Annotated in this window: 23 protein-coding genes; 7 read left to right on the plus strand and 16 right to left on the minus strand. The window is 68.4% G+C overall.

Annotated features, from left to right (window positions below; all coding sequences use genetic code 11):
• Positions 1-40: 40 nt before the first annotated feature.
• Positions 41-2,863 carry a formate dehydrogenase subunit alpha gene (gene fdhF, locus NCCP691_RS14170; RefSeq protein ID WP_220809192.1) on the minus strand — a complete coding sequence of 941 codons (2,823 nt, stop codon included), beginning with the start codon at positions 2,861-2,863 and terminating at the stop codon, positions 41-43.
• Positions 2,860-4,572 (minus strand): NADH-ubiquinone oxidoreductase-F iron-sulfur binding region domain-containing protein, encoded by a 1,713-nt coding sequence (locus tag NCCP691_RS14175; protein WP_220809193.1) that lies wholly within the window; start codon positions 4,570-4,572, stop codon positions 2,860-2,862. Before NCCP691_RS14175 ends, fdhF begins: the two co-directional genes overlap by 4 nt.
• Positions 4,573-4,811: 239 nt before the next feature.
• Here NCCP691_RS14175 and NCCP691_RS14180 point away from each other — a divergent pair, with 239 nt between their 5' ends.
• The gene (locus NCCP691_RS14180) at positions 4,812-6,515 is read left to right on the plus strand and encodes a long-chain-fatty-acid--CoA ligase (RefSeq protein WP_274387237.1); all 1,704 of its coding nucleotides are present in this window, start codon (positions 4,812-4,814) and stop codon (positions 6,513-6,515) included.
• Positions 6,516-6,651: 136 nt separating this feature from the next.
• Here NCCP691_RS14180 and NCCP691_RS14185 read toward each other — a convergent pair whose 3' ends face one another.
• The gene (locus NCCP691_RS14185; protein ID WP_220809195.1) at positions 6,652-7,821 is read right to left on the minus strand and encodes an NHL repeat-containing protein; all 1,170 of its coding nucleotides are present in this window, start codon (positions 7,819-7,821) and stop codon (positions 6,652-6,654) included.
• A 488-nt stretch (positions 7,822-8,309) separates the two neighbouring features.
• On the opposite strand from NCCP691_RS14185, the gene NCCP691_RS14190 reads away from it, so the two are divergent.
• The gene (locus NCCP691_RS14190) at positions 8,310-9,617 is read left to right on the plus strand and encodes a solute carrier family 23 protein (protein ID WP_220809196.1); all 1,308 of its coding nucleotides are present in this window, start codon (positions 8,310-8,312) and stop codon (positions 9,615-9,617) included.
• Positions 9,618-9,718: 101 nt separating this feature from the next.
• Here the strand turns inward: NCCP691_RS14190 and NCCP691_RS14195 are convergent, their stop codons facing one another.
• Positions 9,719-10,453: an aldolase gene (locus tag NCCP691_RS14195; RefSeq protein WP_220809197.1), complete on the minus strand. Its 735-nt coding sequence runs from the start codon at positions 10,451-10,453 to the stop codon at positions 9,719-9,721.
• Positions 10,454-10,618: 165 nt separating this feature from the next.
• The gene (locus tag NCCP691_RS14200) at positions 10,619-10,981 is read right to left on the minus strand and encodes a DUF4148 domain-containing protein (protein ID WP_220809198.1); all 363 of its coding nucleotides are present in this window, start codon (positions 10,979-10,981) and stop codon (positions 10,619-10,621) included.
• A gap of 412 nt (positions 10,982-11,393) precedes the next feature.
• On the opposite strand from NCCP691_RS14200, the gene NCCP691_RS14205 reads away from it, so the two are divergent.
• The 3 genes from NCCP691_RS14205 (at position 11,394) to NCCP691_RS14215 (ending at position 13,494) form a co-directional block, all read left to right on the plus strand.
• A complete protein-coding gene (locus NCCP691_RS14205; RefSeq protein ID WP_220809199.1) occupies positions 11,394-12,545 on the plus strand; it encodes a hypothetical protein in 1,152 nt (383 codons plus the stop codon).
• Between the two features lie 231 nt (positions 12,546-12,776).
• The gene (locus NCCP691_RS14210) at positions 12,777-13,112 is read left to right on the plus strand and encodes a helix-turn-helix domain-containing protein (protein WP_220809200.1); all 336 of its coding nucleotides are present in this window, start codon (positions 12,777-12,779) and stop codon (positions 13,110-13,112) included.
• A gap of 130 nt (positions 13,113-13,242) precedes the next feature.
• Positions 13,243-13,494, plus strand: a complete 252-nt coding sequence (locus NCCP691_RS14215) for a hypothetical protein (protein ID WP_220809201.1) — start codon at positions 13,243-13,245, stop codon at positions 13,492-13,494.
• 28 nt (positions 13,495-13,522) lie between these two features.
• On the opposite strand, the gene NCCP691_RS14220 is transcribed toward NCCP691_RS14215, so the two are convergent.
• Positions 13,523-13,933 carry a hypothetical protein gene (locus NCCP691_RS14220; RefSeq protein WP_220809202.1) on the minus strand — a complete coding sequence of 137 codons (411 nt, stop codon included), beginning with the start codon at positions 13,931-13,933 and terminating at the stop codon, positions 13,523-13,525.
• 53 nt (positions 13,934-13,986) lie between these two features.
• Positions 13,987-14,892, minus strand: a complete 906-nt coding sequence (locus NCCP691_RS14225) for a LysR family transcriptional regulator (RefSeq protein ID WP_220809203.1) — start codon at positions 14,890-14,892, stop codon at positions 13,987-13,989.
• 93 nt (positions 14,893-14,985) lie between these two features.
• Between NCCP691_RS14225 and NCCP691_RS14230 the strand changes: the two genes are divergently transcribed.
• The gene (locus tag NCCP691_RS14230) at positions 14,986-15,984 is read left to right on the plus strand and encodes a sodium-dependent bicarbonate transport family permease (protein ID WP_220809204.1); all 999 of its coding nucleotides are present in this window, start codon (positions 14,986-14,988) and stop codon (positions 15,982-15,984) included.
• A 5-nt stretch (positions 15,985-15,989) separates the two neighbouring features.
• Here NCCP691_RS14230 and NCCP691_RS14235 read toward each other — a convergent pair whose 3' ends face one another.
• The 3 genes from NCCP691_RS14235 to NCCP691_RS14245 form a co-directional block, all read right to left on the minus strand.
• Entirely contained in the window at positions 15,990-16,520 is a 531-nt protein-coding gene (locus NCCP691_RS14235; RefSeq protein WP_220809205.1) for an SRPBCC family protein, read from the minus strand.
• Between the two features lie 83 nt (positions 16,521-16,603).
• Positions 16,604-18,460, minus strand: coding sequence for an adenylate/guanylate cyclase domain-containing protein (locus tag NCCP691_RS14240; protein WP_220809206.1), 1,857 nt, complete (start codon positions 18,458-18,460; stop codon positions 16,604-16,606).
• Positions 18,457-19,314, minus strand: a complete 858-nt coding sequence (locus tag NCCP691_RS14245) for a hypothetical protein (RefSeq protein WP_220809207.1) — start codon at positions 19,312-19,314, stop codon at positions 18,457-18,459. Before NCCP691_RS14245 ends, NCCP691_RS14240 begins: the two co-directional genes overlap by 4 nt.
• A 42-nt stretch (positions 19,315-19,356) precedes the next feature.
• On the opposite strand from NCCP691_RS14245, the gene NCCP691_RS14250 reads away from it, so the two are divergent.
• Positions 19,357-19,593, plus strand: a complete 237-nt coding sequence (locus NCCP691_RS14250; RefSeq protein ID WP_220809208.1) for a hypothetical protein — start codon at positions 19,357-19,359, stop codon at positions 19,591-19,593.
• 29 nt (positions 19,594-19,622) lie between these two features.
• Here NCCP691_RS14250 and NCCP691_RS14255 read toward each other — a convergent pair whose 3' ends face one another.
• The 6 genes from NCCP691_RS14255 to NCCP691_RS14280 all read right to left on the minus strand — a co-directional run bounded on the left by NCCP691_RS14255 (position 19,623) and on the right by NCCP691_RS14280 (position 25,937).
• The gene (locus tag NCCP691_RS14255) at positions 19,623-19,832 is read right to left on the minus strand and encodes a cold-shock protein (protein WP_220809209.1); all 210 of its coding nucleotides are present in this window, start codon (positions 19,830-19,832) and stop codon (positions 19,623-19,625) included.
• A 296-nt stretch (positions 19,833-20,128) separates the two neighbouring features.
• Positions 20,129-20,905, minus strand: coding sequence for an enoyl-CoA hydratase/isomerase family protein (locus NCCP691_RS14260; RefSeq protein WP_220809210.1), 777 nt, complete (start codon positions 20,903-20,905; stop codon positions 20,129-20,131).
• A gap of 93 nt (positions 20,906-20,998) precedes the next feature.
• Complete coding sequence (locus NCCP691_RS14265; RefSeq protein ID WP_220809211.1) at positions 20,999-22,210, minus strand: ABC transporter substrate-binding protein; 1,212 nt, start codon at positions 22,208-22,210, stop codon at positions 20,999-21,001.
• Positions 22,211-22,294: 84 nt separating this feature from the next.
• The gene (locus NCCP691_RS14270; protein ID WP_238482447.1) at positions 22,295-23,992 is read right to left on the minus strand and encodes an AMP-binding protein; all 1,698 of its coding nucleotides are present in this window, start codon (positions 23,990-23,992) and stop codon (positions 22,295-22,297) included.
• Positions 23,993-24,429: 437 nt separating this feature from the next.
• Positions 24,430-24,942, minus strand: coding sequence for a C40 family peptidase (locus NCCP691_RS14275; RefSeq protein WP_220809212.1), 513 nt, complete (start codon positions 24,940-24,942; stop codon positions 24,430-24,432).
• A gap of 98 nt (positions 24,943-25,040) precedes the next feature.
• Positions 25,041-25,937 (minus strand): LysR family transcriptional regulator ArgP, encoded by an 897-nt coding sequence (locus tag NCCP691_RS14280; RefSeq protein WP_220809213.1) that lies wholly within the window; start codon positions 25,935-25,937, stop codon positions 25,041-25,043.
• Positions 25,938-25,943 lie beyond the last annotated feature (6 nt).

A 25,943-nucleotide genomic window follows, 5' to 3' on the forward strand; every position in this document is an offset into this window, starting at 1 on the left:
GACCCTGCGCGGCAGGGCGGCGTGCGGAGCGGAACAGGCTTTACACCCGTTCCGTCGGCGGCCCGCGCCGCAAGCCGCTCTCCGGCGGCGCCTGCCCGCCCCCGCGCAGGCGCACCGCGCAGTACTTGAACTCGGGGATCTTGCCGAACGGGTCGAGCGCGTCGTTGGTCAGCCCGTTGACCGCGGCCTCGGCGTAGCAGAAGGCGACGAAGACCGCGCCGCGCGGCATGCCGTCGTCGGCCCGCGCATACAGCGAGATGCGGCCGCGCCGCGACTCGATCGTCACCACGCCGCCCGGGGCGACATCGCGCTCCGCGAGATCGAGCGGATGGACGAGCGCCACCGGATCCGGCTCCAGCGCGTCGAGCACGGCGGAGCGCCGCGTCATGCTGCCGGTATGCCAGTGCTCGAGCTGGCGCCCGGTGATCAGCACCAGCGGATAGTCGGCATCCGGCTGCTCGGCGGCCGGAATGATGTCGACCGGAACGAAGCGGCCGCGCCCGTCGGCGGTGGGAAAGCGCCCAGTGAACACGACCGGTGCCCCGGGATCGTCTTCGCTGTGGCAGGGATAGGTGACGGCACCCTGCCGCTGCAGCCGCTGCCAGCTGATGCCGGCGATGCTCGGCATGGCATGCCGCATCTCTTCGAATACTTCCGACACGCCGGCATACCGCCAGTCCAGGCCGAGCTGTCGCGCCACCTGCCCGATGATCCACAGGTCCTGGCGCGCGTCGCCGGGCGGCTCGATCGCCTGGCGGCCGAGCTGCACGGTGCGGTCGGTATTGGTGAAGCTGCCGGTCTTCTCGGGGAAGGCCGAGGCCGGCAGCACCACGTCGGCGAGACAGGCGGTCTCGGTGAGGAAGATGTCCTGCACCACCAGGAAGTCGAGCGCGGCCAGCGCTTCGCGCGCATGGCTGGCGTCGGGATCGGACATCGCCGGGTTTTCGCCCATGATGTACATGCCGCGCACCTGGCCGGCCTTGATCGCGTGCATGACTTCCACCACGGTGAGCCCCGGGTGCGGGTCGAGCCGCGTCTGCCACAGCCGCTCGAACTTCTCGCGCGCGGCCGCGCTGTCGACGCGCTGGTAATCGGGGAAGACCATCGGAATCAGGCCGGCGTCGGACGCGCCCTGGACATTGTTCTGTCCGCGCAGCGGATGCAGGCCGGTGCCGGGGCGGCCGATCTGGCCGGTCATCAGCGCCAGCGATATCAGGCAGCGCGCGTTGTCGGTGCCATGCACATGCTGCGACACGCCCATGCCCCAGAGGATCATCGATGCGCGCGAGGTCGCGTAAAGCCGCGCCACCTCCCGTATGAGGCCGGCATCGATGCCGCATACCGGCGCCATCAGCTCGGGGCTGCAGGGCGCCACCTTGTGGCGCAGCGCTTCGTAGCCGATGGTGCGGGAAGCGATGAAGCCCTCGTCGACCAGCCCTTCGGCAACGATCACATGCATCATCGCATTGAGCAGCGCGACGTCGGTGTCCGGCCTGAACTGCAGGAAGCGATGCGCGTGGCGGGCCAGGTCGGAGCGCCGCGGGTCGGCGACGATGAGCCGGGTGCCCTGCTTCACCGCGTTCTTGATCCAGCTTGCCGCGACCGGATGATTGACGGCCGGATTGGCGCCGATCAGAAGCACGACCTCGGCCTGCATCACATCCATCACCGGATTGGAGACGGCGGCCGAGCCGAGTCCTTCCAGCAGCGCCGCCACGGATGAGGCATGGCACAGCCGGGTGCAGTGATCGACGTTGTTGCTGCCGAAGCCGGTGCGCACCAGTTTCTGGAACAGATAGGCTTCCTCGTTGCTGCCCTTGGCCGAGCCGAAGCCCGCCAGCGCCCTGCCGCCCAGTGTGTCGCGCAGCCCGCGCAGGCGGCTGCCGACCCGCTCCAGCGCCTCTTCCCAGCTCGCTTCGCGGAAGGCCTGCAAGGCCCGGTCGGGATCGGACGCCGCGGCCGCATCCTTGGGCGCATCCTCGCGGCGGATCAGCGGCCGCGTCAGCCGCTGCGGATGATGCGCGTAGTCGAAACCGAAGCGGCCCTTCACGCACAGCCGCTTGTGATTGGCCGGCCCGTCGCGGCCTTCGACCGAAAGAATCTCGTTGCCCCGCACCGTGTAGGTGAGCTGGCAGCCGACGCCGCAGAAGGGACAGAGCGAGTCCACTTCACGCTCCGGCACGGCATCGGCGGCCGCGCGCGCCGGACTCAGCGCGCCGGTCGGACAGGCCTGCACGCATTCGCCGCAGGCGACGCAGGTGGACGCGCCCAGCGGATCGTCCATGTCGAACACGATGCTCGCGCGGTCGCCGCGCAGCGCCAGCCCGATCACGTCATTGACCTGCTCGTCGCGGCAGGCGCGCAGGCAGCGGGTGCACTGTATGCAGGCATCGAGACGGACGGCGATGGCGGGATGCGTGGCGTCCGCCGCCGGCTGCGGCCGCGCCGCGAAGCGAGGCTTGCCGATGCCCAGCCTCGCGCTCCACTCGTCGAGTTCGCTGCCCCGGGCCGGACGGTTTTCCGGCATGTCCGCCTGCAGCAGTTCCAGCACCATCGCCCGGGCCTTGCGGGCGCGTTCGCTGACGCTGCTGACCGACATGCCCTCGCGCGGATGCCGGCAGCAGGATGCCGCCAGCGTGCGCTCGCCGTCGATCTCGACCATGCATGCCCTGCAGTTGCCCGCCGGCGCCAGCCCGTCCATGTGGCACAGGCGGGGAATCTCGACGCCCTCTCTCCGGGCGATCGCAAGGATGGTTTCGTCTTCCCTGCCGCTGACCCGCCTGCCGTCGAGACTGAAATTCACCAGGGCGGCCTGCCCGTCCTGCGGCGCCGGCTTCAGGCGCTGGCGGTCGGTCGCATTCATGCCGTCCTCCTCTGCTGCCGCAGCTCATGTGGAAAATAGCGGATCACGCAATCGACCGGGTTGGGCGCCGCCTGTCCGAGGCCGCAGATGGATGCGTCGCGCATCACCTGCGACAGGTCTTGCAGCAGCTCGAGATGCCATTCCGGCTGTTCGATCAGGGCCAGGGTCTTGGCGGTGCCGACCCTGCACGGCGTGCACTGCCCGCAGGACTCGTCCCGGAAAAAGCGCAGCAGGTTGCGCGCGGCGGCCACCGCGGAGTCCTGTTGCGACAGCACGATCACGGCGGCCGAGCCGATGAAGGCGCCGTGCGGCTGCAGCGTGTCGAAGTCGAGCGGCACGCCGGCGAGGCTGGCGGGCAGGATGCCGCCCGAGGCGCCGCCGGGCAGGTAGGCATACAGGTCGTGGCCATCGGCCATGCCGCCGCAGTGCTCGTCGATCAGTTCCCTGAGCGTGATGCCTGCCGGGGCGAGATGCACGCCCGGCCGCTTCACGCGGCCGGAGACCGAGAACGCGCGCAGGCCGCGGCGGCCGTTGCGGCCGTGCGAGGCGAACCAGTCCGCCTCCTTTTCCAGGATCTCGCGCACCCGGTACAGCGTCTCGAAATTGTGCGCCAGCGTGGGGCGGCCGAACAGGCCGACCTGGGCCACATAGGGCGGGCGCAGGCGAGGCATGCCGCGCCTGCCCTCGATCGACTCGATCATGGCCGACTCTTCGCCGCAGATGTAGGCGCCCGCGCCGCGCCGCAGGTGGATTTCCGGCAGCGGCACCGGCGGCTGCGCGCGCAGCCGCTCCAGCTCGGCCTGCAGCATCGCGCGGCACCCCGCGTACTCGTCGCGCAGGTAGATGTAGATCGCCGATACGCCGACCGCCCAGGCGGCGATCAGCATGCCTTCGAGGAAGCGATGCGGATCCGTCTCCAGGCAGTTGCGATCCTTGAAGGTGCCGGGCTCGCCTTCATCGATGTTGACGGCCATGAGGCGGGGCGCGGGCTCGGCGCGCACGATGCGCCACTTGCGGCCGGCGGGAAAGCCTGCGCCGCCGAGGCCGCGCAGGCCGGAGTCTTCCATCGCGCGCAGCACGCTCTCCACGTCGCGCCGGCCTTCGACGCAATCGCGGAGCAGGCGGTATCCGCCCGCGTCCCGGTAGGCGTCGAAGCCGGTGCAGGCGGGCGGCAACGCGTCCGTGCGTCCGGCGGCGACCAGCGCGGCGATGCGCGCGGGGTCGGCGTGCGGCACTTCGTGACGTCCCACCATCGCGGCCGGCGCCTGGTCGCAGCGGCCGACACAGGGCGCGGCGACGACGCGGACGGCGGCACCGAGCATGGCCGGCAGCCTGTCGAGCAGCGCCCGCGCGCCGGCCAGTTCGCAGGACAGCCCCTCGCAGACGCGGACCGTCAGCGCCGGCGCCGGTCCCTCGCCTTCGCGCAGGATCGTGAAGTGATGATAGAAGCTCGCGACTTCATAGACTTCCGCCTGGGCCATGCCCAGCTCCTGCGCCAGCGCCGCCAGATGGGCGGTCGACAGGCAGGCGTGGCGGTCGTTGATCAGGTGCAGGTGCTCGATCAGCAGGTCGCGCCGGCGCGGGGCGTCGCCCAGCAGCGCCCGCACCTCGGCCAGCGCGGCGGGATCGACCTGCCTGCCCTTCGGCGCCTGCCGCCTGCGTTCGCGGCCGGCGTCCGGCGCGGCGATGGGAATCACCCTCTGTGTCATCCTCGCACTCCTTTCCGTGCGCACATGCAAGCGGCGCGGAACATGTCGTATCGGTCTTTATGCGCCGACTATAGCAGGACGCCGCGCGCGCAAGAACCGGGGCGCGCCGGCATGGTGTCCGAAATCAAGACGGGCGCCTCCCTCGCATCTTGCGCTGCATCTGGATTCCGCGCCCGCTCTGCGTCAAGATTGCACTTGCCGCACACCGTACCACTACAACAAGCAAGGAGACGACGATGATGCAGATGCCGTGGCTGGACTACTATCCGCCGGGCGTTCCGGCGCAGATCGACTATCGCGAGTATTCATCGCTGGTCGAACTGATGGAGCAGGCCTTTGACAAGTACCGCGAGCGGGAAGCCTATGTCTGCATGGGCAAGGCGCTCAGCTTCGGCGACATCGACAGCCTGTCGCGCGCGCTGGCGGCCTGGCTGCAGAAGAACGGGCTGGCGCGCGGCGACCGCGTCGCGATCATGCTGCCGAACGTGCTGCAGTATCCGGTCGCCGTGGCCGGCATCCTCCGCGCCGGCGGCATCGTGGTCAACGTCAATCCGCTGTACACCGCGCGCGAACTGGAACACCAGCTCAGGGATTCCGGCGCGCGCGCCATCATCATCCTGGAAAATTTCGCCCACACGCTGGAGCAGGTGCTGCCGCGCACCGCGGTGGAAAAGGTGGTGGTCGCGAGCATGGGCGACCTGCTCGGCTTTCCGAAGAGCGCGATCGTCAACGTCGCCGTGCGCCATCTGAAGAAAATGGTGCCCGCCTACGCCCTGCCCGGCCACACGCGGTTCAACGATGCGCTGGCCCAGGGCAAGGCGATCGGCCGCTACACGCCTCCGTCCCTCTCGGTATCCGATGTCGCCGTGCTCCAGTACACCGGCGGCACCACCGGGGTCAGCAAGGGCGCGGTGCTGCTGCACGGCACCCTGATCGCCAACCTGCTGTCTTCCGAGGCCTGGATGCAGCCGGGCCTGAAGAAGCGGCAGGTGGAAGGCCAGCACACGCTGGTGTGCGCGCTGCCGCTCTACCATGTGTTCGCCTTCGTCACCTGCGGCCTGCTCGGCATGCGCATGGGCGCCCGCAACATTCTGATTCCCAATCCGCGCGACCTGGCTTCCCTGATCAGGGCGCTGCGCGGCTACAAGATCCACGCCTTCCCGGGCGTCAACACCTTGTTCAACGGCCTGCTGCATCATCCCGATTTCAGGTCGCTCGACTTCAGCGAACTGCTCATCACCAACGGCGGCGGCATGGCGGTGCAAGACACGGTGGCGGGCAAGTGGCTGTCCGTCACCGGCTGTCCGATCGTGGAGGGCTACGGACTGTCCGAGACCAGTTCCGGCGTGACCTGCAATCCGGTCGACTCGGAAGCCTTCACCGGCACCGTCGGCCTGCCGCTGCCGAGCGCGGCGGTGCGCATCACCGACGATGCCGGCAATGAACTCCCGCCGGGCCAGCCGGGCGAGATCGAGATCAAGGGACCGCAGGTGATGGCCGGCTACTGGAACCGTCCCGACGAGACCGCCAGGGTGATGACCGCCGACGGCTGGTTCAAGTCGGGCGATATCGGCACCATGGATGAGCGCGGGTATGTGAAGATCGTCGACCGCAAGAAGGACATGATCCTGGTGTCCGGCTTCAACGTCTATCCGAACGAAATCGAAAACGTGGTGGCGGCCCATCCCGGCGTGCTCGAATGTGCGGCGGTCGCGGTGCCGGACGAGAACAGCGGCGAAGCGGTCAAGCTCTTCGTGGTGAAACGGGACCCCGGCCTGAGCGAGGACGAGCTGATGAAGTACTGCGCGATGCAGCTGACCGGCTACAAGCGCCCGAGGTCGATTGAATTCCGCGACGATCTGCCCAAGAGCAATGTGGGCAAGATCCTGCGGCGCGAGCTGCGGGAAGCGGCCAGGCCGCGCGACGCCGCCGCCACCCGCTGAGGGCGCCCGGGCAGGCGTCGCCGCGACCGGCCACGACGCGTGACGGGCGGCCGCGGGAACCCGATCGACGACCGTCAGCCGGCCGCGGCGCGAGCACGCCTGGCGACCGGCCCGGTGCCGCGGCCCGCTACGCTTTTCATACCGGCCCGGCGTCGACGCTGCCCGGCTCGCCCGGCTGGCCCGCATAAGTGCTTACCACGCCGGCCGGGGTGATCTTTCGTATCGCATGGTTTCCGGAGTCGGCGACATACAGGTTGCCTGCCGCATCGACCGCCACGCTCGTCGGCCGGTTGAAGCGCGCCTCGCCGCCGGCGCCGTCGGCGCTGCCCGCGACGCCGGCCGAACCGGCGACCGTCGTCAGCACGCCGTCCGTGCCGTACCGGCGTATCGTGTGGTTATCGGTGTCGGCGAAATAGAGGTTGCCGGCCTGATCGCTGGCCAGCCCCTGCGCGCCGGCACCGATCCTGGCGCCCGCGCCCGGCCCGTCGATGTGTCCGCAGGTGTTGTCGAACTCCTGCGCGGCGCGCGCGCCTGCCAGCGTCGACCGCACCCCGGTGGGTGAAATCCTGTCCAGCGTGCAGCTGTACGTGGTCTTCCCGAGCGGCGGAAAGTCCTGCCCGGTGTTGAGCACGTACAGGTTGCCGCCGGCGTCCCGCACCACGCCGCGCGGCTCCAGCTGGCCTTCGAGCAAGCGCGTCAGGCTCCCGTCCGGCGCCAGCCTCGCGATCGCCGAGCGGAAGTTGTCCGCGATGTAGAGGCCATGGTGTTCATCCGTCTCGATGCCGAGTCCGTAGATGCCCTCGAAGACGGTCGTGACATTGCCCTGCCGCGTGATCTTGCGGATGCGTCCTTCATTGAGGAAGGTATCGGTGGCATAGAGATGGCCCGCGGCATCGGTATCGAGCGCCGTCAGCCGGTTGAAGCGTGCGGCCGCGCCGGTGCCGTCGGCCGGCGGACCGAAGGCATCGCCGAACACCCCGTTGACGCCGGCGAGCGTCGTCACGCTGCCGTCGGGAGCGATGCGGCGCACCGTGCCGTTGCCGCCGACATACAGATTGCCGCCGCGATCGAGCGTGAGCGCATAGGGCGAGGTGAAGCGCGCCTCGGGCGCGGCGCGCTCCGCCGGCAGACCGGGGCGCTCCGGCGTCGGCAGGCCCGGCTCGGGCAGGCTTGGCGGCGCCACGCTCGTGCCGGGCATCATCGACGCCGCGCTCGCCTGCGTCTCCGTTCCCGGAACGCCATCGCCGCCGCCGCAGCCGGCGATGGCCAGGGGGATGCAGAAGCCAAGAATGAGTTTGCGGATCATTGCTTTCTCCTTCATGGAATTGCCGCTCCGTGCCCGCAGCCCGGAGCGCGCAGGGATGTCCGGGTACCGCGGCAATGGGCGGCGGTACCTGCCGAAGTTCGCGCGAACGCGCCCCGGAGGTGCTTCCCGTCCGGCGCGGTTAGCGCCTGCTTATGAGGAGCGGCCGGCGGAATCGATCCTCCTTTGTTCAGCCGGTTTGAGCGGAGTCACCTGGATCGCGTGTGCCGGGAAAATCAAGGGCCGGCGGCCGCCGGGCGGATTCGCCGGCGGCCGGACGGAGCGCGGCCGACGGGACATGGCGATGAATCAGCGCGGGCTCCGGGTGTCCGACGCGCAGCGGCCCGCCGCCCGCTGCCCATTTGAGCACCCGTACAATTTCTTATTGTGGTATTGCACGCCTCTCAATAAACTTCTCGCCTGGAAATTTTTCTATTCATTGCCGGTGCCGCGCACATGCTGCCCACGCACCGGCCAACCCGGAGAACCTGATGTCAAACACGTTTTTTCCCAAGTGGCGTTTGCGCGCCAGCACCCATGACGGGCTGGGGCCGGTCATCGGCACGGAAGACCGTCTGCCCTGGGGGCAGACCCTCGCCATGGGACTCCAGCACGTCGTCGCCATGTTCGGGGCGACCGTGCTGGCGCCGCTGCTGATGGGTTTCGACCCCAACCTGGCAATCTTCATGTCGGGCGTCGGCACCCTGCTCTTTTTCCTGTTCGTCGGCGGCCGGGTGCCGAGTTACCTCGGATCGAGCTTCGCCTTCATCGGCCTGGTCATCCTGGTGTCGGGCTATGGCGGCCAGGGGCCGAACGCCAACATGGGCGTGGCGCTCGGCGGCATCATCGCCTGCGGCGTCGTCTACACGCTGATCGGTCTGCTGGTCATGGCGACCGGCACCGCCTGGATCGAGAAACTGATGCCGCCGGTGGTGACCGGCGCGGTGGTGGCGGTCATCGGCCTGAATCTGGCGCCGATCGCGGTCAAGGGCGTGGTGGCGAACAACTTCGATGCCTGGATGGCAATCGTGACCATTCTCTGCGTCGGCGGCGTGGCGGTGTTTACCCGCGGCATGGCGCAGCGGCTGCTGATTCTGATCGGCCTGCTGCTGGCGTACGCGGTGTATTTCGTCCTGGCCAACCTTGCCGGGCTGGGAAAGCCGATCGATTTCTCCATCGTCGCCAATGCCGCATGGTTCGGCGTGCCGCGCTTCGTCGCCCCGGTGTTCCAGGCCGACGCCATGGCGCTGCTGGCGCCGGTGGCCGTCATCCTGGTCGCTGAAAACCTCGGGCATATCAAGGCGGTAAGCGCCATGACCGGCCAGAACCTCGACCGCTACATGGGCAGGGCCTTCGTCGGCGACGGCGTGGCGACCGTCCTCTCGGGCAGCGTCGGCGGAACCGGCGTCACCACCTACGCGGAAAACATCGGCGTGATGGCCGCCACGAAGATCTATTCGACGCTGATTTTCGTCGTCGCGGCGCTGATCGCGCTGGTGCTTGGCTTCTCGCCGAAGTTCGGCGCCATCATCCAGACCATTCCCGGCGCGGTGCTCGGCGGCGTGTCGATCGTGGTCTTCGGGCTGATCACCGTGGCCGGCGCGCGCATCTGGATCGAGAACAAGGTCGATTTTTCCGACAACCGCAACCTCATCGTCACCGCCGTCACGCTCGTGCTCGGAGCGGGCGACTTCACGCTGAAGCTGGGCCAATTCGCGCTCGGCGGCATCGGGACCGCCACCTTCGGCGCGATCATCCTGTACGCGCTGCTGTCGCTGCGCGGGAACCGAGCCGACTAAGGCCGAGTCCGGGAAACGGGCAGGGGGTGACGGACCGGCGCCGTCCCGCTGCCCGCCCGGGCCTCAACGGGGCGCCGGCGCGGCTGGCGATCCTGCCGCCATCATCCGAGCGTGCGGCGCAGCGCTTCGAAAAACAATTCGGCCTGCAGCCGTTCGCCCAGCGACTGCGCCGCGACCCGGCCTGCAAGGCCGGCATCGACGGGCATCAGGCGTCGCCCGGTCGACCCTGCCAGCACCTCGGCCTGGCAGGCGCGCTCCAGGTAGTAGAGATCGTCGTACGCGTAATCGATGCGTTCACCGCACACCACCACGCCGTGATTGCCCAGGAAGGCAACATCGGCGCCGTTCATCGCCCGTGCGATGCGCTCGCCTTCCGAGGCATCCAGCGCCAGCCCGTTGTAGCGGTCGTCGACCGCCAGTCTCCCGTGGAAGCGCATCGCGTTCTGCGACAGCGTCGTATCGAGGCAGCGACCTTCGGTGAGCGTGAGCGCGGTCGCGTGCGGCATGTGCGTGTGGAGCACGCAAGCCTTCCTCGCGATGCGGTGTATCGCCGCATGAATGAACATCGCGGTCGGCTCGACCGCGTGCCGTCCCGCCAGCTTCCGCCCGTCGCCGTCGACGAGGACAATGTCGTCGGCCCGCACTTCGCTCCACAACAGGCCGCGGGGGTTCAGCAGAAAAAGCGAGTCGTCCTCGGGGAGGGCGATGCTGAAGTGATTGCAGACGCCTTCGCCCAGCCCGTGATGCGCGGCCGCCCGAAGCGCGAGCGCGAGGTCCGCACGCAGCCGGGCGACGGAACCGGAAAAAAACACCTCCTCATGGTGCGAGCTTGCCATGCCATCTCCTCTGTCAGGGGCCGGTGCCGGTGAATGGCACCGTCCGCCTGCATTCTATCCCGCCGGTGCTGTCGCCACATGCAGGCCGCCCGGCGACGGCGGGACGAATCGACGGACAAAAAAAACCGCTCCCTCGGGAGCGGTTCTCTTCATGCATCGGCTGACTCAGTTCGCGTTGGCGGGCCTGGAGTCGCCGGCGAGGCGGGTGGCGGCAGCGGTCCTGGAGGCCGGGAACTGGCCCTGGTATTCCTGGTGCAGGACGGCATAGCTGCCGTCGGCCTGGGATTGCTTCAGCTCGGCCAGCACCTGGGCGCGGGTCTTGCCCGGCACGAAGCCGGCAACCGGGTCGGCGATTTCCTGATGCAGGGCGGCGTAGCTGCCGTCGGCCTGCGACTGCTCCAGTTCGGCCATTACTTCGGCACGGGTCCTGGTCGACTTGAAGTCGGTGAACTCGACCCACTCCGACGCGGAGGCGAGGCTGGCGGTGGCGAGCAGGGCAAGTGCGGCGATCATTTTCTTGGCATTCATTTTCATTCTCCAGACAAGTGTATTGACGATTAGTGACTCGGTCTCGGCGGAGCAGGCAAGGTGTCTGCCGTCGAAGGCTTTGCTTCGGTGAGTCGCACGCGTTTTTCTTGTGTGCTCATCGATGAAGTGCAGTCTATTCGGACGCGCCGACGGAATAAACCGCCCACAGCGCAATGGACTATTGCGAAATGCGGAAATAATCTTGCCGCCCCGGCGAGCGGTCGCCAGCCGGTGCCCGGCACCACGGTAACCTGCGGTGTTTGAGGCTTCTCAACTCTTCGTAGTCGTCATCGGCAACCGGTTGTCGTCGCTTCCGTCCAACCCATCGGAGTTGCGCCCCTCCCCCTCCTGCGCCGGGCCTCCGACGCGCAACTCCTGTACCGGGCCACCGGCGAATGCAAGGACGAATGACATGAACCCGACATCGAAAAAGGTAGCGGCGGCCGCCGTGGTGCTGACGAGTCTCGCGGGCTGCGGCGGCGGCGGCGATGGCGACGCCGTGGCGGACCAGGGCGGGAGCCGGCTGGCGCCCACCGTGTGGACCGTGGACGGCCGCGCCACGAACAGCTGCTCGTATGAGCCGCGCTGCACGAACAATCCGTACGCGCCGTTCAACGCCTATGGCGAGGGCTATACGACAACCAGCGCGCCGCCCAACGGCGCGGTACTGAGCGGCATCGTGCGCTTGCAGGTGCAGGGCCTGGAAATGGGCAATGTCGAGTTGCTGCCGGCGACCGGCTATACCCCCCGCCTCGGGGTTTTCGGCCTGTCGCGCGACAAGACCCAGGCCTGGCTGGACTTCGACACGACGCGGTTGCCGAACGGGCCGCTCGCCGCGCGCGTTTCCGCATTCAATGTCGGCGCCGGCCAGCCCGGCGCGGTGGAACTGGTGCCGGTTCCGGCCCGCACCTGGACCATCAGCAATCCGCCGCTGCCCGGAACGGGCCTGACCGCGACGCTGACTTCCGCGCCCGCATCCGGCGCCACCGTCAGCGGCACCGTGCGCCTGGAGGTGCGCGGCACCCGCATCGCCAACGCCGAACTCCTGCCCGCCCAGGGCTATACGCCCCGCCTCGGCGTCTTCAATGTGTCGGCGGACAGAACCGTGGCCTGGCTGGACCTGGACACCCGTTCGGTGCCCGACGGCACGCGCGATGTGCGCATCAGCGTCTACAGCGTCACCGAGGGGCAGCCCGACGCGCAGGAAATCGTCGTCATGCCGGCACGCCGCTGGACCTTCTCCAACGGCGCCAGCGCCGCGTTCACCGCGGGCGTGAGCGCGGCTCCGGCGCATGGCGCGACGGTGCGCGGCACGGTCGTGGTGGAAGTGCGCGGCGCGGGCATGAGGAACATCGAACTGCTGCCGGCCTCGGGCTACCAGCCGGTCTACGGCCGCTTCACGACCGCCTACGACGGCAGCTTCGGCTACGTGGAGTTCGATACCCGGACGCTGCCGAACGGCCCGCTGACCGTGCGCGTGTCCGCCTTCAACGTCGCCCCGGGGCAGGCCGGCGCGCGCGAGATCGTGGCGATGCCGGCGAGGCAGTGGATCGTCGCCAACTGAGCGGCAATCCACCGGGCGGCGCGCTGGCGGCGTGGCCGCCACGCGCTGCCCTGCAATCTTTCCGTCGCGCTTCATCTGGGGGTGCGACGGGCACGACTTTCGGCGCGGTTTGTCAGCTGGCGAACAGAGTCATCCCGGATCACGTGTCAGACTTGCCATTCCTGGTGACGGCCGATGGCCTTGCCGCACGCATCGGAGCAATCCGTTGCGGCGAGCCATCGGCAGCTCCTCATGAACATGGCAGAACGCAATATGGCAACGAATCAATCCTACCAATCCGACACGCACACTCACTCCGTCTACGCGCCTGGTCGCCTGCTGGCGACGCTGGCGAGCTGGTTCAACCTGACCACCGACCGCAGCCTTTCGAAACGTTTGCAGCTGTCGCCGCAAGTGCTGCGCGGGATCCGCTCCGGCGCCATCGCCATCACGCCGTCGCTGCTCATTCTCATGGCCGAGGCCGCGGGCAAGACCGTGGACGAACTGCGCGAACTCCTCGGCGAGCGCAGGCGCAAGGCGCGGATGACCTGCTACGGCAGGCAGGCAATGCGGCCGGCCCTTGCCTGAGCAGCGCCCATGTCCTTCCATGCCGCGATCATCCATTCAGGCGGGGACGATCGCGGTTCGCCGCCGGCGCCCGCGCTGACGGCTTTTTATTCGAGCGCGCCGGCTGCTCCCGCCGTGCGCTGACAACGATATGTATCTTGTCTATCTGCGCGATGCCGGCGGCGCCATCGTCGGCAGCGTCGAACATCTGTCGAGGCGGGAAGACGCGGAACGCAGCTTCGCGCGCCTGGTGAACGACACCTCGTACGACGGCTTCGCGCTGCGCGCCGTGCTGGTGGAAGACAGGCAGCCGATCGCGGTCCACCGCTTCGACCGCCCCGAAGACCGTGCGCAGTCGTGGCGGGACCGGCTCGACCAGATACCGTTCTCGTCGCTCCACTGAAAGCGGCGGCCGGCACGCCCGCGGAATGTCAGCGGTCGTCGTGCGTGGACCTGGCCGTGCATCGGCCGTGTTGCAGCCGGACCTGCGGCGGCTCGATATGGCTGCAGGTGCTCATCGTCCCGGCGATGCGGTTGTATTTCTGTTCGGCTTCCGTGTACTGCCGCGCGAGTTCCTGCAGCCTGCGCTCGTCGGCGCGCGCGGTCGAATAAACCAGATAGGCCTGCGGACCGCCGCAGGCCCTGGCACCGAGCGGCAGCACGCGGCATTGCTCGGGACGCTGCGCGGACGCATCGCCCACCTCGCGCTCGATCAGGCGGCGCGTCTCCCGCATCTCGGATTCGAGCCCGCCGGCGATGCTCTGGCGGCTGTCGAGGGCGCCCGGGGTGCAGCCCTGCAGGGCGGCGCAGGCCATCAGCAGTGCAGTGCTTGTCGTCCTCATCGAGGTTTTCCTTTCCGCGTTCGCATGCCTGTATCGTAGGGCGGCCGCCCGGCCTAGCCGCCGGCCCGCCACGCCTGGGTGTTGCGCTCGACATGGTCGAGAAAGACGGCGGCGACCGGCGAGAGCCGCTTGCCGGCAGGGTAGAGCGTCCACCAGCTCGATTGCACGGGGAAGCCCTCGACATCCAGCACGGCAAGCTGTTCGGCGTCGGGCGACGGGCCGAGCGCATGCTCGGAGATCACCGACAGTCCCATGCCCACCGCCACCGCCTGCTTGATCGCCTCGTTGCTGCCGAGTTCAAGCCGCACGTGCGGCCGGAATCCGAGCCGTTCGAAATGGTGGTCGCAGGCAAGCCGGGTACCCGATCCCTTCTCCCGCATGATGAAGCGTATCGGCTGCAATTCGTCGAGCGGAATGGCTTTCTTCCCGGCGAGCGGATGGTCGCGCGGCGCGATCACCCTCAGCGGGTTCGGCAGAAACGCATGGCGCTCGAGTTCCATGTCCTCGGGCGGCATCGACATGATGTACAGGTCGTCGCGGTTCTCGCGCAGCCGGGCCACCACGCCGTCGCGGTTGAGCACCTCCAGCGCGATGTCGATGTCGGGATGCGCGGCGCAGAAGGTGCCGAGGAGACGGGGCACGAAATATTTCGCCGTGCTCACCACGGCCACCCGCAGCCGGCCACGGGTGAGGCCTTTCATCGCGTCGATCTGCTGCTCGAACGCGCTCCATTCATCCACCATCGCGCGCGCCGTCCTGACCAGCGCTTCCCCGGCCTCGGTGAGATAGAGCCGCTTGCCGACCTGTTCATAGAGCGGCATGCCGACCGCATCCGCCAGCTCCTTCACCTGCATCGACACCGTGGGCTGGGTCACGTGGCAGGCGCGGGCGGCGGCGGTGATGGAGAGGTGTTCCGCGACGGCGAGAAACAGGCGCAGCTGGCGGAAAGTCACGTGCATAGACAACTTTCTATAAATCCCATAATCAATATCGATTTTCCTTTATAGGATAGCTCGGATAGGATGCGCCGTCACCGAAAACAGCACAACAACATGCAGAACATCCTCGATCCCGCCATCCTCTTTTTCGCCTTCGGCATCCTCGCCGGGAGCTTCAGGTCGAACCTTGAAATCCCGCCGGCCATTTCCCGCTTCCTGTCGCTTTACCTGCTGATGGCGCTTGGCCTGAAGGGCGGCTTTGCCCTGTCCGCCTCCGGCCTGACGACCGAAATCGCGATCAGCCTCGGCTGCGCGATCCTGCTCGCGGTCATGATCCCGATCGGCGGCTACCAGCTGCTCAAGCGCTTCCTGTCGCCCTATGACGCGGCGGCGGTGGCCGCGACCTACGGGTCGGTGAGCGCGGTCACCTTCATCACCGCGGTGCAGTATCTCGAGAACCAGAACCTGCCCTATGGAGGCCACATGGCGGCGGCGATGGCGCTGATGGAGTCGCCGGCCATCGTCATCGCCGTCGTGCTTGCGAATTCGCTGCGCCGCACCGCGACCGCCGGACCGACGCTGTCGGGCGGCGCGGCTGCCCTCGGCGGCGCGCCCGCGCCGGCCGGCATCGGCAAGATCCTGCATGAATCGTTCACCGACGGCGCCCAGCTGTTGCTGCTCGGCGCGATGGCGGTGGGCCTGATCACCGGCGAGGCGGGCAAGGAAGCCATGGCGCCCTTCTCGGTCGACCTGTTCAAGGGCATGCTCGCGTTCTTCCTGCTCGACATGGGATTGCTCACCGCGCGCAACCTGGGACAGCTGCGCGGCCAATCGCCGTGGCTGATCGCCTACGCGGTGCTGGCGCCGATCGCGCACGCGGCCCTCGCACTCGGCCTGTCGGCGGCGTTCGGCATCGCGGCGGGCAATGCGACCCTGCTCATGGTGCTGGCGGCAAGCGCGTCCTATATCGCGGTGCCGGCGGTCCTGCGCTACGCGATTCCCGAAGCCAGGCCCTCGGTCTATTTCAGCATGTCGCTCGGGATTACCTTCCCGCTCAACATCCTGGCCGGCATCCCGGTGTACGCCTACGTCGCTCACCGGGCGCTGGCGTAGCGGCGTCAGTGAAGTGGCGCTCGCTCGATTTCGCGCACCACCGCCTCCACCATGCGCGTCACGCTGGCCTGCATGATCGGGGTGCCGACAAAGGGCGGGAGATAGAGATTCGGCTCGAGCGCGGCGGTGAACGCGATGCTCGTGCCGTCCGCGCCGTCGGGCGGCAGCGGCGCCAGTTCCCAGTGCGCGCTGTAGTGGCGCATGTCGCCGGACACCATCGCCACGTCCATGGCGGTCATCGGATGTTCCTCGATCCGCACGACCATGCTGACGAGTTGCGCGACGAACAGAAAGCCGGCGCGGTTCTGCTGCGCGATCGTCACCTGTCGGCCGTTGCGCTCCAGTATTCGCGAGGACACCAGTTCCGGCACGAATTCGGGCAGGCGTTCATAGTCGGTCAGTACTTCCCAGGTCCGGGACAGCGAGGCGCGGACCCGGGCGGCGGCGTGCACTTCGAAAACAAAGACGCCGTCGCGGCGGACGCGGCTTGCGTTGGCGCGGATCGCGCGATCGGCAGACGGTGGACGGGTGTGCATGACGGCGTGTCGATGAGCGGCAAGGCTTGTACGAAAACGAATTCGCCGCGGAGTTCCACGGCCATGCCCGTCCGCGCCGAACCTCAGCCCTGCGCCGCGGCGGCGACGGCAGGCGCCGGCGCGCCGTCCTGCTCGGGGCGCCAGCCATAGACATGCATGGGTGAGCGTCCCCGCACCGCCTGCATGCCGAGATCGGCCATCGATCGCGGCGACCCGAGCGCCCGCACCACGGCGGCCGAGCAGATCAGGGGAAATCCGAGGTCCTTGCTCATGCCCTCCAGCCGGGATGCTGCGTTGATCGTGTCGCCGATGGCGGAGTAGTCATGCCGTTCGCGCGAGCCGACATGGCCGACGATGGCGTCGCCGAGATTGAGGCCGATGCCGATGTCGAGCGGCGGCCTGCCCTCCGCCTGCAGTTCCCGGTTGAGCGCGGGCAGCGCCGCCAGCATGCGCCGCGCGGCGGCGAAGGCGCTTGCGCTCGGGTCGTCCATCGCCTTCGGCGCGCCGAAGATCGCCATGATGCCGTCGCCCATGAAGCAGCTGATGGTGCCGTCTTCCGCGTGGATCGCGCGGGTCATCGCTTCGAAATAGCGGTTGAGCACGGCCATGACCGTCTGCGGCGCCGTGGCCTCGCTCAGCGTGGTGAAGCCCCGCACATCGGCGAACATCACGCACACGGTGCGCAGTTCGCCGCCGGGTTCGCCGGCGATGCGCCCGGCAAGAATCTCTTCCATCATGCGCGGGCTGACGTAGCCCGCGAAGGCCCGCCGCAGGCGCTGCCGTTCCCGGATCTCGAGCAGGGACTCGGCCACCCATCTGCCGGGCAGCGCCAGCAGGGCGGCGGCGATCGCCGCCGACAGGTCGAGGCGCCAGCCGGCATGCAGCAGGGCCGTCGCCGCCGCCAGCATGACGGCGACCGCGACGAGGCATGCCGCCATCGCCGCCGGCAGGCGCAGCGCGAGAAACCACAGCAGGCCCGCCGCCAGGCACAGCATGAAGGACGCCGCGGCGGGGGCAGGCCGCACCGCGGCATGGTTGATCAGGGTGGACACCATCTGGGCCTGGATCATCACGCCCGGCACCTGCAAGCCATTCTCCTTTTCCCAGGGCGCGAGATTGACCGGCTGGAAGTGCCGGTCTTCGAAGCGCAGCACGCTGCCGAGCAGGACCGGCCGTCCCTCGAACGCGGCGCGCAGCGCGGCCTCGTCGCCGCGCTCCAGCCAGCCCAGCACCTGGTGCAGCGGCACATAGGCGGCGGGTGGCGCGAGCGCGTAGCTGATGCCGCCGGCGGCCGGAAGCACGCCCATCGCCGTCGCCATGCGGCCGGCGAGACTGGCCACCGGCGCGCCCGCCTCATCCCGGGGTGCCGGCAGGCGGCGCACGATGTTGTCGGCATCGAGGGGCAGCAACACATAGCCGAAGGCCCCGGCCCCGGCGACGGCGGCAAATGGCGGGTGGATCCTGCGCGCCGCGCCGGTTTCGTCCAGCGTCAGCCCGAGCACGACGCGCGTCGCGCCGCGTGCCGCCAGCAGGCCTTCGAGCAGGCGCCGGTCATAACCGGGCAGCAGCCAGTCGAACGAGCGGTCGGGCAGCACGACGTCCAGCCCGACGACCGCCGGCCGGGCCAGCGCCATCGCCTTCAGGAAGTCGCCGAGATGCGGGTGCCACAGCGCGAGCGGCTCCCTGAGCCGGGCGACCGTCTCCTCGTCGATGCCGACCACCGCGACCGGCTTGTCGGGCACGCGCGGCAGATGGACCGCGAGCATGCGGTTCTGGAAGTCGAGCAGGACGAGGTCGAGCGCGGTGCCGGCGCGCGACGCGCCGAACAGCGCCGCCGCGACGACGATCGCGACGAAGCCGAGCGCAAGGCTGCGCAGGGAAAGGCGTTCCGCCCTGCCGGCGGACCCGTCGCGCCCGTCGCCTTCGCGGCCTGCGCTCATCTTGCCCATCTTGCGCGCAGGCTTGCGTCCTGCGGCCGCGCCTCCGACAGCGCCCTCCACTGGCTCATCGCTTCGCCGGCAAAGCCGGCCTGCTCGAGCACCAGCGCATAGAGCACCTGGTCGGAGAAGCTGGCGCCCCGGTCGGGCCTGATCTGATGCATGCGCTGCCGCTCATCCGGCATCGCAGGCATGAAGCTGCTCGTCAGCTGGCCCGTCCCTTCGCCGGGCAGTGGCGAGATGCGCCAGGTGTAGGTCTTGCCCGGGACCAGCGTGACGCCGGCGGGCAGGGTATAGCTGTCGCCCGCCACCTCGGCGGCGGCAAGGACTTGTACGTCATCGCGCAATTCGAACGCCACGCCGCGGAGCGCATCCGGCAGCACCCACTGGAAGGCGGGCCGTTCATCGATGGTCTTCTGGCGGGGTGCGATCTGCCTTAGTCTTTCACCGGCGCCGCGCATCACGAGCGCGCCCTGCACCACCCGTCCGCCGTCCGTATTGAGCCTGCCGCCGATCGACGACAGCAGCGAGGTGCTGCTGGCAAGCCTGCCCTGGCCGCTGAAGACCGGAAGCTGGGGGCCGATGCTGATCCGGCCTGTCCCGGTCACGCGGAATTCATGCCCGGAGCCGATGTACACCATGGTGAGATCCGTTCCCGGCTCAAGCACGATCTCGGCGCCGGCGGGCAGTTCGGCCAGGATGGCCAGCGGCTTGCCCGGCGCGGGCGATGCAAGCTGTGCACGCCCTTTCAGGTCCGTGATCATCGCCACCGGCGCCGCCGCCAGCGCGGATGCGGCGAGACAGATGAACAGCAACGCCGCCAGCAGGCAGCGGGCAAGGTGCCACGGCGAGGACATGTGCGATCTCCCAGGGGACGTGAATTATTTTTACTGACCCGGATGACGACGCTGTACTGCGATGCCCGGTCCCCGACAGGCAAGGGCGTTTCGCCATTGCGCGGCATTGTGCATTCAGCAGGGGAAATTGTCCACGAGCAAGGCGATGCCATGAAAAAAGCCCGCTTTCGCGGGCTTCTCTTTGTCGAACAACCGCCGGACGCCAGTGCTATCTGCAAAGTGCGGCCGGCCGCCGTTCACTCGCGCGGCGCGCCATCGAGGCGACGCGGCGCGGCTTGATTCTATCCTGCCTTCCCTGCGGAGCAGGCTCAGGCGGGACGAATGTTGCTGGCCTTCTCGCCCTTGGGACCGGTGCTGCGCTCGAACGACACGCGCTGATTCTCGGCCAGGCTCTTGAAGCCGGTTCCCTGGATGTCCTGGAAGTGCGCGAAGAGATCGCCACCGCCGTCATCCGGGGAGATGAAACCGAAACCTTTTGAATCGTTGAACCACTTTACCGTACCGGTTTGAGTACTCATGAGAAATTCCCTTGAAAAAAATAATGACTGAACTCGGATACACCCGAAACAAGAAATGCAACCAGAGGGAATTCAGACGGGAATTACTCGGACGAGCAAGACGGGAAAGAGACCAACAATGATGACGACTTGATGCAAGTGCAGGGGCCACTATACACGCACATGCCCGAAACACCTAAGGCTATTCGGCTTTTTTTTCGCCGCGTGCCCGCGGGGCCGTCCATGCACCGGTCCGCGCCCGCTACGCTTTCCGGTGCGACCGGCGCCATTCGTTGGCGGAAGATAAATGCCTGCCGCTACACTCCCTGGAACTCCGGCTTGCCGCGCGCGAAGAATGCCTCGAGGCCGGCGGCGAAGTCGCCGCTCGCGGCGCAGGCGAGGAAGTTGGCCTGCTCGCGGTCGAGCTGGCTCGACAGGTCGTTGTCGAATGCCTGCCGCAACAGGCGCTTCATCCTGCCCATGGCGAGCGTGGGGCCGGAGGCCAGCCGGCGCGCGAGCGCATCGGTTTCCGCGTCGAGCGCGGCGGGCGGCGCCAGCCGGTTGACGAGGCCGAGCCGCCAGGCCTCGCGCGCATCGAAGGTATCGCCGAGCAAGGCGATCGCCATCGCGTTGCGCAGGCCGACCAGTCGCGGCAGGTTCCATGAGCCGGACACGTCGCAGCTGGCGCCGATATTGACGTAGGCAAGGTTGAAGCGCGTGTCCTCGGCGGCGATGGCGAGATCGCATGCCATCGCCAGGCTGAGGCTGCCGCCCGCGACCGCGCCGTGCAGGCTGGCGATCACCGGCGCGTCGAGCGCGGCGAGCATCTTCACCGATTCATGCAGCAACTCGATCAGGCGGCGCGCGGTATTGACGGGATCCACCCGGAGCGCGTTGAGGTCGCCGCCGACACCGAAGGCCTTGCCCGTTGCACGCAGCACCACCGCGCGCACCGAGGCATCGGCGGCGAGTTCGATGCAGCAGGCATGGAAAGCCTCCGCCATCGGGATGTTGATCGCGTTGAGGGCATCCGGCCGGTTCAGCACCAGCGAGGCGACCGCGCCGTCGCGGCGCAGGATGACGGGTGGGCTCATGGTTTCGGCTCCTGTTGACGGTTTGATGGCTGATTCACATGATCGAAGGTCGACGCCGGGCGGCGCCGCGTCCCGCGGCTGCCGCCCGTGCGCCTACTTCCACAGCGGACAGCGGCTCTGCGCCTGCGGCGTGAATGCCTGCTCGCCGGGGATGGTCTGCACCGTCTTGTAGTAGTCCCAGGGGTATTTGGATTCCTTCGGATCCTTCACCTGCATCAGGTACATGTCGTGCACCATGCGGCCGTCGGGACGGATGTAGCCGTTCTTGGCGAAGAAGTCGTTGATCTTCATGCTGCGCATCTGGGCCATCACCTTGTCGGGATCGTCCGTGCCCGCCGCCTTCACCGCGTTGAGGTAGTGCATGGTGGCGGAATAGTTCGCGCCCTGGATCATCGAAGGCATCCGCTTGACGCTGGTGAAGAAGCGCTTCGCCCATGCGCGCGACTCGTCATTCATGTCCCAGTACCAGCCGTCGGTGAGGTACATGCCCTTGGTCTGGTTCAGGCCGAGCGAATGCACGTCGTTGATGAACATGAGCAGGCCGGCGAGCTTCATCGACTTGGTGATGCCGAACTCGTTGGCCGCCTTGATGGAGTTGACGGTGTCGCCGCCGGCGTTGGCCAGGCCGAGGATCTGTGCCTTGGACGACTGCGCCTGCAGCAGGAAGGACGAAAAGTCGGACGCCGACAGCGGATGCTTGACGCTGCCGACCACGGTGCCGCCGGAGGCCTTGACCACGTCGGAGGTGTCCTTCTCGAGCGAGGCGCCGAACGCGTAGTCGGCGGTCAGGAAGTACCAGGTCTTGCCGCCCTGCTTGACGATGGCCGAACCCGTGCCCTGCGCGAGCGCATAGGTGTCATAGGCGTAATGCACGGTGTAGGGCGTGCAGTCCTCGTTGGTCAGCCGGGAGGTGGCGCCGCCGATGTTGATGTAGGGGCGTTTCTTCTCGGATGCGATCTTGGCCATCGCCAGGCCGGCGCCGGAATTGGAGCCGCCGAGCAGCATGTCGAGGCCCTGCTGGTCGAACCACTCCCGCGCCTTCGAGGCGGCGATGTCCGCCTTGTTCTGATGATCGGCCGAGACGAACTCGATCGGCTTGCCCAGCACCTTGCCGCCGAAATCCGCGATCGCCATCTTGACCGCCTCGGCGCCCGCGGGCCCGTCGATATCGGCGTACAGGCCGGACATGTCGGTGATATGGCCTATCCTGACCACGTCTCCGGATATCTGCGCCTGCGCCGCGCCCGCGAAAGACGCGGACGCCGCCGCGGACACCATGGCATAAGCCCACTTGCGATTGTTCATTGCCTGTCTCCTGTTTATCGTTCACTTCGCACAAAGCTCGTGTCCGGCGCTACAGCTTCCCCGCACAATCGTGGCGACCGCCGGTCACGCCACGGGGTCGATCCGGCCCTGCCGCAGTTCGCGCCGCAGGATCTTGCCGGTGAGCGTCTTGGGCAGTTCGGGAATCACTTCCACCTCGCGCGGATACTTGTATGCCGCCATCCGCTCCCTGCAGTAGTCGATCAGCTCTTCCGGCCGCAGCAACATGCCCGGCCGGAGGCTGACCACCGCCTTGACGGTCTCGCCGCGGTATTCGTCCGGCACGCCGATCACCGCCGCTTCGCGGATGGCCGGATGGGTATAGATCACGTCTTCCACTTCCTTCGGCCACACCTTGTAGCCGGAAGCGTTGATCATGTCCTTCTTGCGGTCGACGATGAATATCCAGCCGTCCTCATCCATGTAGGCGACGTCGCCTGTGCGCAGGTAACCGTTGATGAAGGCGTCGCTCGTCGCGTCCGGGCGCTGCCAGTAGCCTGCGATCACCTGCGGGCCGCGCAGGCAGATTTCGCCGGTCTCCCCGGCGGGCAGCGGGCGTCCGGCGTCGTCGGCGATGAAGGCATCGCTGCGGTAGACCGGGATGCCGATCGAGCAGGCGCCATTGGCATCGACCGGCGTTTCCCGGTCGCGCGGCACGCCGACAATGAGCGAGGTGGTCTCCGTCATGCCATAGCAGTTGCGGACCGGCAGTCCGAACCTGCGCATGAACTCGTCGGCGACCCGGGCCGGCACCGGCGCGCCGCCGGTGTACGCCATCTTCAGCGTGCGCAGCTGCCCGGGCTGCACGTCGGGAGAATTCATCATCGCGATGAAAGCGGTGATCGCGCCGACGACGAACTCGGCGCGGTATTCCTGCGCCGCCTCGGCTGCGACCGCGGGATGAAAGCGCATCGACAGGATGAGCGGCGCCTTCGCCGCGAAGGCAAGCCCGATATGGCCGAGGAGGCCGGTGATGTGAAACAGCGGCGCGATGGCCAGGATGGGCGCGCCGTCGCGCAGCGCCACCCACTCCTGCCAGAGGATGGCGCCGATGGCGAAGTTGGCGTGGCTGATCACCGCGCCCTTGGGCATGCCGGTCGTGCCGGAGGTGTAGACGAGCATCGCCGGCGCGTCCGGCGCCATCGCCTGGCGCAGGCCGGCGCCCGGCATGGCGGCCGCGAAGACCTCGTCGAGCGCCACGGCGCCGTCGTAGCGTGCGGGCTCCATCCCGCCGAATACCCGTGCGTCATGCCTGCTCTGAAAGGCGTGCGCCGGCGTCGTCACCGCGAGCACGTCCGGCAGGTCGCGCAGCACGTCCGCCGCCACGTCGCGGTAGAGGTCGCCGTGCAGGACGAGCGCGCGGGCGCCGCTGTCCCTGAGCAGCAGGCCGAGTTCGCGTGCGCGATTCATCGGATTGATGCTGACGCCGATCGCGCCCGCCTTCCATGCGCCGACGAGGCAGATCAGGAACTGCGGAACGTTCTGCAGGTAGAGCGCGACGCGGTCGCCCTCGCGGATGCCGCGCGCCCCGAGAAAGGCGGCGAAGCGGTCGGAGAGCAGATCGACGTCCGCATAGCTCAGCGTGCGGTCGAAATAGTGGATCGCGGGATGGCCGGGCGCGGCGGCGGCGGCCCTGCGGAACAGCGAGAGCCCGTCCGCCGGCTGTCCACCGGCGCCGCCGGCGGTCGCGGCATGGGGGGGTGCCGGGTGCAGCCTCGTCCAGGGGCGCTGCGTCATGTCCGGTTGACTGCCTGGCGCTTCCATCAAGACTCCTCGTACGGATCGGATAAACCGGGTGAATCGAGTGAATGATGCGGCTTGCTGCCGGCCCGGCCGCGTGCGCAGCCTGGCGGGGATTCAGTGTGTCGCCTGCCTGCGGGGAATCGGCTGGCCGGCGGCCGGCGCGGGGATCAGCGCGGGCCTCGTGGAGCAGGGGCGCCCCGGCCGGGGCGGGCCGGCGGCGGCATGGACGGCGTCCGGCGCGATGCGATATCGGTCCTCATCTCCACTCGTCTCCTTGTGCTGGGCGCGTCGATCTGGTGCGCGCCGTGGTCGGGCCGGGCACCGGTCGGGGCGCGGCCGTTTTTTGGGGTCCAGTATGTCACTCGGCATCAGCCGCAGCAAGCGCCGGGGTTTTGACAATCGGCAAAGATGGCGCGCCCGCACGTCTGCCCGGGCAGCGGTTCGATGGCCCGGGCGGTTCAGTCGAGCAGGGTGCGCGCCATTTCGAAGCGCCGTGCGTAATAGTCGCTGGTCAGCTTGTCGACGCGGACGCGGCCCCGGGAATTGGGCGCATGGATGAATTCGCCGCGGCCGAGATAGATCGCGACATGCGAGAACGGACGGCCGAGGGTATTGAAGAACAGGAGATCGCCGGCCCGGAGTTCGCGCAGGCCGACCTGCCTGCCGCGGGTGGCGAGTTCGGCCGCATTGCCGCTCAGCGCGACGCCGGCCGCCTCGCGGTACACGTGGGTCACCATGCCGGAACAGTCGAGACCCGCCTCCGGGTTCTTGCCGCCGTAGCGATAGCCGGTGCGCAGCAGCATCAGCGAGTACATCGCGACTTCCTGCCCGGCGGCGGATGCCAGCGGTTCGTCGCGGAAGACGTCGGCGCTGATCGGGCCTGGGCCTGGGCCGGGGCCGGGCGCGCGCGGCGTGCCGCAACCGGCAAGGGCAAGCATCAGGACGGAAAGGACGAGACTGGCGCGGGGCATTGGTCGGGACCGGAGTGGTAACCCGGCAATTGTAATGCGCCAATGCTCGCTGTCATGGCCGTTGCATCAAACACGGCGCGCGCAGCGGCCGCGCGTGCTCAGCGCTGCAGCAGGGAGGCGGCCGCCGCCGCCAGGATTTCCCGGCTCAGCGCGTCGAGCACGGCGGATGCCGCCCGGGCGTGCTGCCAGAACAGCGGCACGTCGAGGGGGGTGTCGGGCACCAGTTCGACCAGTGAGCCCTCCGCCAGCTGCGCGGCGATCAGCTCCCGCGCCTGCATGCCCCAGCCCATGCCGGCCAGGGCCGCGGTCACGAACGCCTGCGACGACGGCAGGGTATGCCGCGGCAGCTCCACGTGCCGATGACACAGGCGCCGGACCCAGCGCGCCTGCAGGTCATCCTTGGCGTTGAAGACGAGGCTGGGCGCCCGCGACAGGCTGGCCGCCCTCACCCCGTCCGGAAAATGGCGCCGCACGAAAGCCGGGCTGGCGGCCGCGAGATAACGCATGGCGCCGAGGGGGCGGCTGTTGCAGCCCGGGGCGGGACGGGCGCTGGACGTCACCGCGGCCAGCACCGCGCCGGCGCGCAGCCATTCCGTCGTGTAGTCCTGGTCATCCACCGCCACCTCCATCAGCACCGGATGTTCCGCGGCGAAGGACGCGATGGCGGGCGCGGCCCAGGTCGCGAGGCTGTCGGCATTGACCGCGATCGGCAAGGGCACGCGTGCCATGCCCTGCGGGGCGAGCGCCGGCAGCGCGCCCTGAAGCTCCTGCTCGAGCAGGCGTACATGGTCGACATGCTGGCACAGGCGACGCCCGGTGTCGGTGGCGCGGCAGGGCTGCTCGCGGATCACCAGCGCGCAGCCGACACGCTCCTCGAGCTGGCGGATGCGCTGGGAAATGGCGGAGGGCGTCACATGCAGGGCGCGGGCCGCCCGCTCGAAGCTTCCTTCACGAACCACGGCGGCCAGCGCGGAGAGGGCGGAATAGTCCAGCATTCAGTA

The sequence above is a fragment of the Noviherbaspirillum aridicola genome (assembly GCF_019656455.1).
Classification (GTDB): Bacteria; Pseudomonadota; Gammaproteobacteria; order Burkholderiales; family Burkholderiaceae_D; genus Noviherbaspirillum; species Noviherbaspirillum aridicola.

Excerpts from the sequence above, each read along its gene's own strand:
- fdhF (WP_220809192.1), bottom strand. The coding sequence starts at position 2,863 with ATGAATGCGACCGACCGCCAGCGCCTGAAGCCGGCGCCGCAGGACGGG.
- NCCP691_RS14175 (WP_220809193.1), bottom strand. The coding sequence starts at position 4,572 with ATGACACAGAGGGTGATTCCCATCGCCGCGCCGGACGCCGGCCGCGAA.
- NCCP691_RS14180 (WP_274387237.1), top strand. The coding sequence starts at position 4,812 with ATGCAGATGCCGTGGCTGGACTACTATCCGCCGGGCGTTCCGGCGCAG.
- NCCP691_RS14185 (WP_220809195.1), bottom strand. The coding sequence starts at position 7,821 with ATGATCCGCAAACTCATTCTTGGCTTCTGCATCCCCCTGGCCATCGCC.
- NCCP691_RS14190 (WP_220809196.1), top strand. The coding sequence starts at position 8,310 with ATGTCAAACACGTTTTTTCCCAAGTGGCGTTTGCGCGCCAGCACCCAT.
- NCCP691_RS14195 (WP_220809197.1), bottom strand. The coding sequence starts at position 10,453 with ATGGCAAGCTCGCACCATGAGGAGGTGTTTTTTTCCGGTTCCGTCGCC.
- NCCP691_RS14200 (WP_220809198.1), bottom strand. The coding sequence starts at position 10,981 with ATGAATGCCAAGAAAATGATCGCCGCACTTGCCCTGCTCGCCACCGCC.
- NCCP691_RS14205 (WP_220809199.1), top strand. The coding sequence starts at position 11,394 with ATGAACCCGACATCGAAAAAGGTAGCGGCGGCCGCCGTGGTGCTGACG.
- NCCP691_RS14210 (WP_220809200.1), top strand. The coding sequence starts at position 12,777 with ATGAACATGGCAGAACGCAATATGGCAACGAATCAATCCTACCAATCC.
- NCCP691_RS14215 (WP_220809201.1), top strand. The coding sequence starts at position 13,243 with ATGTATCTTGTCTATCTGCGCGATGCCGGCGGCGCCATCGTCGGCAGC.
- NCCP691_RS14220 (WP_220809202.1), bottom strand. The coding sequence starts at position 13,933 with ATGAGGACGACAAGCACTGCACTGCTGATGGCCTGCGCCGCCCTGCAG.
- NCCP691_RS14225 (WP_220809203.1), bottom strand. The coding sequence starts at position 14,892 with ATGCACGTGACTTTCCGCCAGCTGCGCCTGTTTCTCGCCGTCGCGGAA.
- NCCP691_RS14230 (WP_220809204.1), top strand. The coding sequence starts at position 14,986 with ATGCAGAACATCCTCGATCCCGCCATCCTCTTTTTCGCCTTCGGCATC.
- NCCP691_RS14235 (WP_220809205.1), bottom strand. The coding sequence starts at position 16,520 with ATGCACACCCGTCCACCGTCTGCCGATCGCGCGATCCGCGCCAACGCA.
- NCCP691_RS14240 (WP_220809206.1), bottom strand. The coding sequence starts at position 18,460 with ATGAGCGCAGGCCGCGAAGGCGACGGGCGCGACGGGTCCGCCGGCAGG.
- NCCP691_RS14245 (WP_220809207.1), bottom strand. The coding sequence starts at position 19,314 with ATGTCCTCGCCGTGGCACCTTGCCCGCTGCCTGCTGGCGGCGTTGCTG.
- NCCP691_RS14250 (WP_220809208.1), top strand. The coding sequence starts at position 19,357 with ATGACGACGCTGTACTGCGATGCCCGGTCCCCGACAGGCAAGGGCGTT.
- NCCP691_RS14255 (WP_220809209.1), bottom strand. The coding sequence starts at position 19,832 with ATGAGTACTCAAACCGGTACGGTAAAGTGGTTCAACGATTCAAAAGGT.
- NCCP691_RS14260 (WP_220809210.1), bottom strand. The coding sequence starts at position 20,905 with ATGAGCCCACCCGTCATCCTGCGCCGCGACGGCGCGGTCGCCTCGCTG.
- NCCP691_RS14265 (WP_220809211.1), bottom strand. The coding sequence starts at position 22,210 with ATGAACAATCGCAAGTGGGCTTATGCCATGGTGTCCGCGGCGGCGTCC.
- NCCP691_RS14270 (WP_238482447.1), bottom strand. The coding sequence starts at position 23,992 with ATGGAAGCGCCAGGCAGTCAACCGGACATGACGCAGCGCCCCTGGACG.
- NCCP691_RS14275 (WP_220809212.1), bottom strand. The coding sequence starts at position 24,942 with ATGCCCCGCGCCAGTCTCGTCCTTTCCGTCCTGATGCTTGCCCTTGCC.
- NCCP691_RS14280 (WP_220809213.1), bottom strand. The coding sequence starts at position 25,937 with ATGCTGGACTATTCCGCCCTCTCCGCGCTGGCCGCCGTGGTTCGTGAA.